Origin of the sequence: Adlercreutzia wanghongyangiae (assembly GCF_035989245.1) — a bacterium.
GTDB lineage: Bacteria > Actinomycetota > Coriobacteriia > Coriobacteriales > Eggerthellaceae > Adlercreutzia > Adlercreutzia wanghongyangiae.
On record NZ_JAYMFF010000011.1, the window covers coordinates 19,710 to 30,697 of the forward strand.

General features: G+C 65.5%; 8 protein-coding genes. 1 reads left to right on the forward strand and 7 read right to left on the reverse strand.

The features are described 5' to 3' along the window. Positions 1–102: 102 nt before the first annotated feature. From pth to glmU, 3 genes are all read right to left on the reverse strand, one after another. Entirely contained in the window at positions 103–675 is a 573-nt protein-coding gene (pth, locus tag VIN30_RS06400; protein ID WP_338210171.1) for an aminoacyl-tRNA hydrolase, read from the reverse strand. Between the two features lie 188 nt (positions 676–863). Further along, on the reverse strand, positions 864–1,829 hold the full coding sequence (locus VIN30_RS06405) for a ribose-phosphate diphosphokinase (RefSeq protein ID WP_326424443.1): 966 nt from the start codon (positions 1,827–1,829) through the stop codon (positions 864–866). Positions 1,830–1,917: 88 nt separating this feature from the next. Continuing rightward, entirely contained in the window at positions 1,918–3,294 is a 1,377-nt protein-coding gene (gene glmU, locus VIN30_RS06410; protein ID WP_338210175.1) for a bifunctional UDP-N-acetylglucosamine diphosphorylase/glucosamine-1-phosphate N-acetyltransferase GlmU, read from the reverse strand. A 110-nt stretch (positions 3,295–3,404) separates the two neighbouring features. Here glmU and VIN30_RS06415 point away from each other — a divergent pair, with 110 nt between their 5' ends. After that, positions 3,405–3,944: a DUF6125 family protein gene (locus VIN30_RS06415; protein ID WP_338210177.1), complete on the forward strand. Its 540-nt coding sequence runs from the start codon at positions 3,405–3,407 to the stop codon at positions 3,942–3,944. 139 nt (positions 3,945–4,083) lie between these two features. Here the strand turns inward: VIN30_RS06415 and VIN30_RS06420 are convergent, their stop codons facing one another. The 4 genes from VIN30_RS06420 to VIN30_RS06435 form a co-directional block, all read right to left on the reverse strand. After that, complete coding sequence (locus tag VIN30_RS06420; RefSeq protein ID WP_338210178.1) at positions 4,084–6,918, reverse strand: heavy metal translocating P-type ATPase; 2,835 nt, start codon at positions 6,916–6,918, stop codon at positions 4,084–4,086. Between the two features lie 9 nt (positions 6,919–6,927). Next, positions 6,928–7,251 (reverse strand): metal-sensing transcriptional repressor, encoded by a 324-nt coding sequence (locus tag VIN30_RS06425; RefSeq protein ID WP_338210181.1) that lies wholly within the window; start codon positions 7,249–7,251, stop codon positions 6,928–6,930. A gap of 185 nt (positions 7,252–7,436) precedes the next feature. Continuing rightward, the gene (locus tag VIN30_RS06430; RefSeq protein ID WP_338210183.1) at positions 7,437–9,119 is read right to left on the reverse strand and encodes an FAD-dependent oxidoreductase; all 1,683 of its coding nucleotides are present in this window, start codon (positions 9,117–9,119) and stop codon (positions 7,437–7,439) included. Between the two features lie 251 nt (positions 9,120–9,370). After that, a complete protein-coding gene (locus VIN30_RS06435) occupies positions 9,371–10,852 on the reverse strand; it encodes a helix-turn-helix transcriptional regulator (RefSeq protein WP_338210184.1) in 1,482 nt (493 codons plus the stop codon). Positions 10,853–10,988: the final 136 nt, after the last annotated feature.

A 10,988-nucleotide genomic window follows, 5' to 3' on the forward strand; every position in this document is an offset into this window, starting at 1 on the left:
GATTTCGCTCGGGCGCCCTCGGCGAGGCACGTTGCTACAAAACGAACGGAAGGGCGCACTGGCGCCCTTCCGCTATTATAGCGCTTCCCCGCGGCACAGCCGTCAGTTGAATCGCTGTTGGGTCTTCTCCAAGCCGTTGTCCATAAGGTACGTCACCGCGCTCGCCCCCTCGGCCACGGCGTGCTGAAAGGCCTCGGCGTCGTCCTTGCGCGGTTGCGAGAGCACCCAATCGACCACGGGCTTGCGTCCCGGCGGCCGCCCGATGCCGATGCGCACACGGTACCAATCGCGGGTGCCCAGCTTGTCGCAGATGGAGCGCAGCCCGTTGTGGCCGGCATGTCCTCCGCCGAACTTCACGCGGATGGTGCCCGGGTCGATGTCCAGCTCGTCGTGGATGACGATGAGGTGGTCGGGATCCACACCGTAGGTCTTCATAAGCGTCTTCACCGGACCGCCCGAGGTGTTCATGTAGCTCTGGGGCTTCGCGAGCACCACTTCCTCCCCACGCCACTTTCCCTTGGCCGTGAGCGCCCCGCCCTCGGTCTTCCAGTAACGGCAGCCCAGCTCCTCGGCCAACGCATCCACGGTATCGAACCCGGCGTTGTGCCGCGTATGCTCATATTCCCCGCCCGGATTCCCCAGGCCGACGATTAAATATGTTGTCTTATCTTCCACTTTTTCTCAAATCTTTTGTCGCGCCAGTGGTCCCGAAGGCAGCAAAGTCAACGTAGATTCGAGATAGCGGGTGAGGGTCCGCGCGGAGTTCCGCAGCGAACGGAAATGCCCAGTGGGCATTTCCGCCGAGCGAGGACTGTCTGAGCACGGCGCCCTTACCCGCTAGCTCGAATCGGACAGCCCAAAAGCTATTCGAACAGCTTCCCGATAGAGCCGTTGTTGTAGACCACATCGATGGTCTGGGCGAACAAGGGAGCGATGGACAGCACCTTGATCTTGCCCGTCTGGCGCGCCAGCGGCACCGGCACGGCGTTGGTGACCACCACTTCCTCGATAGGCGAGTTCTCCAGGCGCTCATAGGCCGGGCCGGAGAACAGGCCGTGGGTGGCGCAGGCGTACACCTCGGCGGCGCCCTTCGCCTTCAGCGTCTGGGCGGCGGCCACCAGCGAGCCCGCGGTATCGATCATGTCGTCGTTCAGAATGCAGATCTTGTCGGTCACGTCGCCGATGAGCGCGGTGATCTCGGCTTGGTTGTGCTTGGGACGGTCCTTGTGCATGATGGCCAGATCGCAGTCAAGCGCCGTGGAGAACTTCTTCGCGGCCTTCGCACGGCCCACGTCGGGCGACACCACGCACAGGCGGTCGGCATCCAGCCCCTTGTTGCGGAAGTAGTCCACGAAGATAGGCATGGCGGTCATGTGGTTCACCGGAATGTCGAAGAAGCCCTGGATGGCGTCCTGATGCAAGTCCACCGTGATGACGTTGTCGACGCCCGACACCGTGAGCAGATCGGCCACCAGCTTCGCCGTGATGGGCTCGCGCGGGGCGGCCTTGCGATCCTGGCGGGCGTAGCCGTAATGAGCCACCACCGCCGAGATGGAACGGGCGCTGGCGCGCTTGGCGGCGTCGGCCATGATGAGCAGCTCCATGAGCGCGTCGTTCACATCGAAGCCCTCGCTGGCGCACACCGACTGGATGAGGAACACGTCGGCGCCGCGGATAGACTCCTGGTAGCGAGCGTAGATCTCGCCGTTGGCGAACTTCTCGTGCTTGATGTTGCCGAGGCTCACGTTCAGGTTCTTCGCGATTTCCTCGGCCAGCTCCGGATTCACCGAGCCGGAGAACAGGGCCATGCGCTTGGTCATCTCGGTCATAGGGTGCGTCCCTTCTGCAACGGGTTTTCAGCTTCGGCTATTGTAGTACGCGGCGCGGCCGACGCGGAGGGCAACGGCCCGCTTTGCGCTATTTCTTCTTCTCGATGGGGTGCGCCGCCACCCAACCGGCGATCTCGGACTGGCGGGCGCGACCCAGGGCCAAGGCTCCTGGCGTCACGTCCTTCGTGATGGTGGAGCCCGCGCCCACCAGCGCGCCGGCGCCGATGGTCACCGGGGCCACCATCATGGTGTCGCTGCCCACGAAGGCGTCGTCCCCGATAACGGTGGCGTGCTTGTTCACGCCGTCGTAGTTGCAGGTGATGGAGCCGGCGCCGATGTTCACGCCCTCGCCCATGGTGGTGTCGCCGATGTAGGACAGGTGCGGCACCTTGCTGCCCTTCCCGATGGTGGACTTCTTGATCTCCACGTGGGTGCCGGCCTTCGCGCCCTCGCACAGGTGCGTGGCCGGGCGCAGGTAGGCGCGCGGGCCGCAGGTGGCGCCGTCGTCGATGCGCGCCTCCACGGCCACCGTCTCGTCGATAACGCAGCCGCGGCCCACCACCGTGTCGGTCAGGCGGCTGTTCGGGCCGATGACGCTGTCCTCGCCCACCGTCGTCTTGCCCAGCAGCATCACGGCGGGCAGCAGCTCCACGTCGGGCGCGATTTCCACCTCGGGGCCGATGAACGTGGTGGCCGGATCCCACATGGTCACGCCCGCGGCCATGTGCGTGTCGTTGATGCGCCGCTGCATGACGCGCGTGGCGTCGGCCAGCTGGCGGCGCGAGTTCACGCCCAGACACTGCTCGGGGTCGGCCGTCTTGTAGGCGAGCACGGGACGCCCCGCCGCCCGGCTGATGGCCAGCACGTCGGTAAGGTAGAACTCGCCCTGGGCATTGTCGGAGCCCACCTGCTCCAAAGCCTCGAAGAGCGCCTGGGCATCGAAGCAGTAGAAGCCCGAGTTGCACTCGGTGATGGCCGCTTCCTCGGGGCTCGCGTCCTTCTGCTCCACGATGCGGGCCACTTCCCCGGCGCCGTCGCGCACGATGCGGCCGTAGCCGAAGGGGTTGGCCAGCTCCATGGTGAGCACGATGACCGCGGCGTTGTGCTCTTCGCGCAAGGCGGCCATCTCGGCGATGGTCTCGGGACGAATGAGCGGCGAGTCGCCGGAAAGCACCATCACCGCGCCGTCGAAGCCGGCCAGGGCCTCCTTGGCGGCAAGCACCGCATCGGCCGTGCCGCGCTGGGACTGCTGCACCACCACGTCCGTATCGGCTTCCACCAGCGGAATCACCCGCTCGCGCTGATGCCCCACCACGGTGACCACCTTGTCGGCGCCAGCGGCCTTCGCGGCCTCCACCACCCATCGTACGAGCGGTCGGCCCAGCACCTCGTGGACCACCTTCGGCTTCTTCGACTTCATGCGGGTGCCGGCCCCCGCCGCCAGAATAATCGCAGCAGTTTCCATGAAACGCCTTTCTATAGTCACGCGTGCGCCCACAGCGCTCAATTCCAATAGGCCAGTATAACGCATGGCCCTTATAATCGAGAAAACAGCCACGGAGAAAGGACGGACCCATGGCCCAGGGTTTGGAAGAGCTCAGCCGCGAGCAGCTGGTAAAGCTTTTGGAAATCACCGCAAAGGACCTTATCGCGCTGGACGGCACCTGGTTCCAATCGCTGGAGCGCGCGCAGGGCATGGACGAGGCCATGGAGCACGACCGCGGCGCATGGCGGCGCTTCGTTCCCAGCGAGGCGCGGCGCTTAAAGCAGCTGCTGGAGCTGCCCGACGGCTGCGGGCTGGCGGGCCTGGCGAAGGCGCTGCCCTTCCGGTGCACGTCGCTGGCCAACGAATGGGAGCTGATCTGGGACGACGACGGGCGCGCCCTCACGTTCCGCATCACCAACTGCCGCGTGCAGAATGCGCGCTCGCGCAAGGGCATGGAGTTCCACCCCTGCAAGAGCGTGGGCGAGCTGGAATACGCCGGCTTTGCTACGGCGCTGGACGATCGCATCCAGTGCGAATGCCTTAGCTGCTTCCCCGACATCACCGACAGCACCTGCAACTGCGCCTGGCGGTTCTGGCTCGCGGACGAGGGAGCGCGTCGGACGGTCTAAAGGCCGCCCCTACGGAGAAGGCAGAGGCAGAGCGGAGCGCGTCGGGCGGCCTAAAGGCCGCCCCTACGGGGGAGACGGAACGGGGCGGAGCGGGGCGCGGGTTGTGTCGGAAACCGCGCCCTGCCCGTAGCCCGATAGGCTACTTGAACCGCTTCAGCAAAAGGGAGTTGCTGACGACGCTGACGCTGGACAGGGCCATGGCGGCGCCGGCGAGGGCCGGAGCGAGGATGCCCACGGCGGCCAGCGGAATCATGATGCAGTTGTAGATGAGGGCCCAGAACAGGTTCTGCTTGATCTTGCGCATGGTGGCCTTCGACAGGCGCAGGGCCACGACGAGGTCGGACAGGCGATTGCGCATGAGCACCACGCTTCCGGCATCCAGCGCCACATCGGTACCCGAGGCCATCGCCACGCCAATGTCGGCGGCAGCGAGCGCCGGGGCGTCGTTGATGCCGTCGCCCACGAAGGCCACGACGGCCTTCACGTCGGCGGCCGCATCCTGGGCGGCGCTTGCGGGCGACTCGAGAGGCACTGGTTCGGCGGGAATGCCCATGTCGGGGTCGGAGGCGGCCATGAAGGCGGGGTCGGCGGCCTCCGCTTTCAGAAGGCACTCGTTGTCCTTTTCGGTGCTGCGGGCCTCGGCGGCGGCGTTGCCGAGCATGGCGGCGTCGGCGGCGCCCCGCACGGCGCGCACGCAGTCGGCTTTCTCGAGCGGCTTCACACCGGCGAACACGTGGTCGGGCGCGATGCCCACCTCCTCGGCGATGGACCGGGCCGTGGGCGCGGCGTCGCCGGTGACCATGTAGGAGGTCACGGAGAAATCGCGGGACAGCTCGCGCACCGTGGCCGCCGCGTCCGGTTTGGGCTCGTCACGGAACTGGATGCGTCCGCGCGGCACGCCGTCGACGGACACGAGCGAGCCCGTTTCGCCAGCTGCGGCCTCGTCGCCAGCGGCCTTCCCCACGCCCACGAACACCGCGTGGCCCTCCACAACGCCGCGCACGCCCTCACCGACAACGGCCTCGAAGGATTCCACGGAAGGCAGTGCCACAAGACCCTTCGACTCCGCACCTTCGGCGCTCTGCTCAGGATGACATCCGGAAGAGGCCGCCGCATCGCCGGCCAGCGCAGACTGCGCGTAGGCCACCACAGCGCGCGCCAGAGGGTGCTCGCTTTTCGCCTCGAGCGCAGCGGCCAGGCGCAGGGCATCGTCGGGCACGTCGCACGACACCACCGCCGGCTCGCCCTGGGTAAGCGTGCCCGTCTTGTCGAACACCGCCGCCGAGAGGTTCCCCATGGTTTCCAGCACGGTGCCATCCTTGATGAGCACGCCCAGCTGCGCGCCCTTCCCCATGCCCACCGTCAGCGCCGTGGGCGTGGCCAGGCCCAGCGCGCAGGGGCAGGCCACGCAGATGACCGCGATGGCCGGCATGAGCGACTGCACGAGACGCCCGTCGGGGCCGGCAGGCACCACGAAGAACCAGATGCAGAACACGACAAGCGCGATCAGCAGGATAGCCGGCACGAACACCGCCGCAATGCGGTCGGCGATGCGCTGGATGGGGGCCTTGGTACCCTGGGCGTCCTCCACGGCACGCACGATGCGCGCCAACGTGGAATCGGCGCCCACGCGCAACGCGCGCACGGTCACCGATCCGGTGGTGTTCTGCGTACCGCCCGTCACGGCATCGCCGGCGGCCTTCACCACGGGCAGCGTCTCGCCGGTGAGCATGGACTCGTCCACCTCCGTGACGCCTTCCACCACCACGCCATCGACGGGCATCTTCTCGCCGGGACGCACGAGCACCGTGTCGCCCGCCACCACTTGGGCCAGGGGCACCTCGCGCTCTTCGCCGCCGCGCACCACGCGGGCAACCGGCGGCGTGAGATTCATCAGCGACTCGATGGCCTGGTTCGTGGCACCCTTGGCGCGGCTTTCCAGCATCTTGCCCAGCAGCACGAAGGTGATCAGCATGGCGCAGGTTTCGAAATAGGGCATGCCGTCGTTGATGGCGAGGGATTCGTGGCTCGACCAGTCGCCGCGCACCACCGGCAGGAAGGTGATCCACAACGAGAAGAGAAACGCGATGGTGGTGCCCAAGGCCACCAGCACGTCCATGTTCGCCGAACCGCCCTTGAGCGAGCCCCACGCCCCCTGGTAGAAGCGGGCGCCGCAGCCGAACTGCACGGGAATCACCAGGGCGAGCAGCAGAAGGTTCGCCGCGAACATGGCCTGCACATGGGTGGGTTCGGCCACGAACGCGCCGGCCAGCGCCGCCCCCACCCCCATATGCCAACCGGGAATCATGCCAATGGCCACGATAACGACGGTAAGCGCCGCCGAAATGCCGAACACGACCCGATCGCGCTTGGCACGGGCGGCCTCGCGGGCACGGCGCTTCTCGTCCACCAGGGGCGCATCATCGGGAATGATCTCGGCGGTGAAGGCCAGGCTGTCGAACACGGCCAGCATATCGTCAACACTCACCTGGGCAGGGTCGAAGGTTACGCGTCCGGTGTTGTTCGCCAAGTTCACGGCCACATCTTTCACACCAGGAGTCTTGCGGTAACGGCTCTCGATGGAGGCCGCGCAGTTGGCGCAGTGCATGCCCTCGATAGCCAAGCGCAGCGTCGCCTCATGGGGCGCGTCCGTCCCTGCCGCGCCGGGCCCTTCCGCGCCAGCCCGCTTTTCCGCCTGCTTGCGGGCCTTCTCCGCGGCATCGGCGGCAATCTCGACCGCAAAGGGATGCGGACCTTCCGCCGGCATCACGGCAACCTTGAAGTTGGTGTCGTCGAGGGCATGCAGCAAATCGTCCAGGGCCGTCTTGGCCGGGTCGAAGGTCACCGTGGCCGTCTGATCGTCCAAATTCACCGCAACGCTTTCCACGCCCGGCAGCTCTTCAAAGTGCCGCGTCACGTTCGCCACGCACTTCTTGCAGTGCATAACGGCCACGGCCAATCGCTGAGTTTCCATCCGTCCTCCCTACTTCGAGAAGCGGCGCACGAGTTCCATGGCCTCGTCCACCACGGCATCGTTGCCCGCGCGGATTTCCTCCACCACGCACGTGCGCATATGCTCGGCCAGCAGCATCTCCGACACGCGGCGCACCGCCGACTCGGCCGCAGCCAGCTGGGTGAGCACATCGCCGCAGTAGCGGTTGTCATCGATCATAGCTTTCACGCCGTTCAGCTGCCCGATGGCCCGGTTCAGCCGCTTCTGCACGTCGGCCTGCAAGGCGGTGCTGCGCGGCGTTGCTTTCTGGCGGCAGCCGCAAACGGCGGGGGCGCCTCCCTTCAGCTCGTCCATAACATGCCTCTCTCGCAATTTGCTTGAAGAATGAAGTTTGCATTTCTTATACCCCTAGGGGGTATATATGTCAACGAGAAATCGCTTTCTGAACCCAAAACGCCACCATCGAGCTCCCTGCAAACAGCAAAACGCCCGCCATCGAACGATGACGGGCGTATGAGGGAGGGCTTGGAAGGGGGCGCTTAGCCGTTGATCAGCTCACCCTTTGCCAGGGCCGCACCCACCAGATTGCCGAAAGTGAGCGCGCGACCGTGGCTGATGCCGGGGCACGTAACCGGATACGACATCCCGAAGAAATCGCCCTGCACGTTGCCCACAGCGAACAAACCGGCAATGGGCTCGTCAGCATCGGTGCACACCTGCGAGTTCTTATCCACATGCAAGCCGAAGGGCACGGTCAGGGTTACGGCGGCGATGGGCTGGGCGTAGAACGGAGGCGTGTCCACGCTGGCCAGGAAGCGCTCGGGCACGCCGAAGTCGACGTCAACCCCCGACGCGCACATCTCGTTGTAGCGCGCCACCGTCGCCTCCAGGGCATCGGCCGGCACGCCTATCTTGCCCGCCAGCTCAGCCAGGGTGTCGGCCGCGAACATCTCGCCCGCCTCGATGCCGGCCGCCAGACGATCCTCCACGCCAGCCAGCAGCGTATCGGCCGTCTGAGGCTCCTGCGCACGTACCTTCTGCTCGTAGGCGCCGTCGAAAATACTGAAGCCCACGTTGCCCGGCTGATTCATGCGCGCATTCGTGACGAAGGGCTCGTAGGGCACCTCGCAGCTGTAGCGCTCGCCCAGCTTGTTCACCGCCAGCCACGACATGGCGATGGCCGTCAGCGGCAGCGTGGGGGAAATAGGATGCACCATGGGCGCGGCCGCCGAGCGCGAGTGCGCGGCACCGGCCCACATGCCCATCAGAATGCCCTCGCCCCTGTTGCCCTCGGGCGGGAAGTACTGGCACACATCGGCGCGCAGGGCGATGGGGGCCCAGCAGGCGAGCATTTCGTCGTTGCCCGAAATGTCGCCCGTGGCCAGAATCACGCCCTTGGCGGCGTTGAACTGCACGTGGCTGCCGTCTTCAGCGGTAGCGATAACGCCGGTGATGCCGCTTGCCGCGTCGCCCACCAGCTGCTCGGCGTGGGTATTGAAGAACGTTTCGGCCCCGTTGGCCACGGCCTCGTCCAGCAGCGTCTCCACCACATGCGACTCGATAAAGGTGAAGTTGTCGGTGTCGATGACCACGCCCTCGTCGGCCCGGCCGAAAGTGATGCCGGTGCGGAACTCCTTGAACTGATCGTCCAGGTTGTCCCAATCGGTTTTGGATGTGTCGGAAATGGCCAGAATAGACGGGATGTCCCGTGCTGCGCACAACGCGGAGAAGTGGTCGAACACCTCGCCCGAACGCGTTGCCCACGTATGCACCAGCTCGCGGTTCACCGTGCCCTGCGAGAAGTTGAACAGGATGCGCGTAGCCACCTCGGGGTCGATCTCGATGCCGGCATCTTTGTGCACCTGGGTATTGATGGCTCCGTTGTCGGCGCCGTGGGCGGTGTAGCCCGCCGCCTGCTCGATCACAGCCACCGTGGCGCCTGCCGCTGCGGCCGCTTCAGCCGCGGCGCAACCCGAGGGACCCGCACCCACGATAACGATGTCGAAGTCCTTGGTGTCGGCCACATCGGTGATGGGGTCGGGGGCGACTTCCCAGCTGTGCTTGCCCGCCGCCTCAGCCGGCGCGCCCGTTCCGCTCAGCTCGGCGCCCTGCGACGCGTCCGCGCCAGACGATGCCGGCGCGCAGCCCGCGAGACCGGCCATGCCGGCGGCCGCGGCACTGACCACCGCGCCCTTCAGAAAATCGCGACGATTCAAATCCATGATTCCCTCCTATAGATCTCTCTTCCGTGTTGACCGCGGCTTCTCTCGCCGCGACCTTGAAGCAAATCTACGCTGTGCCTCATTGGCCGGAAAAGCCCCGCGAAGGGGGAAATTCAGGGAAACAATGCGCTCCCCCATCGGGGGAGTACTCTGGTTTTATAGGTGTGATCAGGCAATTTTCATAGGTTTCCACCGCGATATGCAGCATGCAGGACAATCGCCTTCAGGGGCATCTGTACCCCCGACGCACCCTACAGAAACACCTGCTGCTCGGCTGCCTGGCGCGCCTCTTCCTCCAAAAGCCTCAGAAGCTCGTCGCGCGAGTGCACCGACAGCTTCTGGTAGAGATGCTTCGTATGCGACTTCACCGTTTCCTGCGACACCACCAGCGCCTCGGCGATGGCAGCGCGGCTCTTGCCCTCGGCCACCAGCACGCCGATTTCCACCTCGCGAGCCGTTAGATGATAGGCCTCGGCGAGTAGAGGCAGCTGCAAGGCGGCTTGCGGTGCCACCTCAGGCACCGCACGGCGTGTGCGCCCGGCATTCGCGAAGAAGATGAGCGCAGCCAGCAGCAGCACGTACACAGTGGCCAGCGAGGCAGGCACAAGCGCCGACGCCGACGAGCCCACAGCGGCCACGAGCCCCAGGTAGCCCAAGCTGCCCAGCGCCTGGCCCATCTGGTTCGCGCACAAACCGATAACGAACAACCGCGTGCCCCCCGAACGGCCGTTGCCCAAAAACGTGCAGAACAGCCACACCAGAGCCACAAAGAACAGAAACCCAATGGTATGAATCACAAACGCCACCGACATCGATTCGCCGGCCAGAAAAGCCAAGGCCATGAAAGCCGCGGAAATGACGACCACGACCCCCTGCAGCAACAACGTGGGCCTCAAGCGCTCAATAAGAAACGAGAGCGCGAACAAAACCGATCCGCCCACCAGCACCGATCCGACGAAAAGCGGCCCAGCAGAGGTGACATCGGAATCGAGATGGCTCATGCCGCGCATCACGCCCGCTGTCAGGCCCACCACAACGATAAGACCGAGCAGGCTTTTCAAGGGCAACCCGCTTAAGGGGAAATCATCCGGCGACGAAGCCGACGAAGCTGCCGAGGCATTCGACGTCTCCTCCTTGCCATCGTCAGCCTGACGCGCATATCGACCGTAGAAATATGCCGCCAGAAGCGGCAGCAGCGCCGCGGCGACCCATCGCGCCAGAGGAACCAAGGCAAGAGTGAACAGCAAGCAGAGGAAAGCCCCCACGGTAAAGGCGGCCGACAGGGCCATGAACGTCGTCTGCGGCGAGACGCGACGCAACCGGTCGGCATAGCTGGCCATCATAAGCCCGGTGCCCACGCCGAACAGAACATTTCCAGCAAGAAAGGCAGCACCTGCAGGAGCACCCTGCCAAACAGCGCGCAAGGCGATGAGCCCGATACCGCACGTCGTCAGCAAGCCCGACAGCCGCGCCAGCCTTTCGAAGTGCACGGTCACGCCCCGGCTCAGCGCCACGACGCATCCGAGCAGCGCCAAAGCGTTGCAGCTCACCGCGATAACCCAGGTAAGATCGGCACCGAGATTCAGAGCTTGATCAGCCCCATCCTGAGAAAACGAGCTGGGCCAAAGCACAATGAAGTGGAATGCCCAGAAGCAGACGAGCGACGCCGCAAGCATTCCGCGACCGCCCAAAGGCGTGGCGGTCAGGCGTTGTCTGAAAAGGGCAAGAGACACGATAACTCCTCGAAGGCGATGCACTTACTGCCGACATGATACCCCAACAGACGAAAGCGGGCCCCTCGCGCTGGCGAGGGGCCCGCAGGAACATGCCCGCTTTAGGCAACCTGACGGCCGGGGCGTTTGCTGGTGC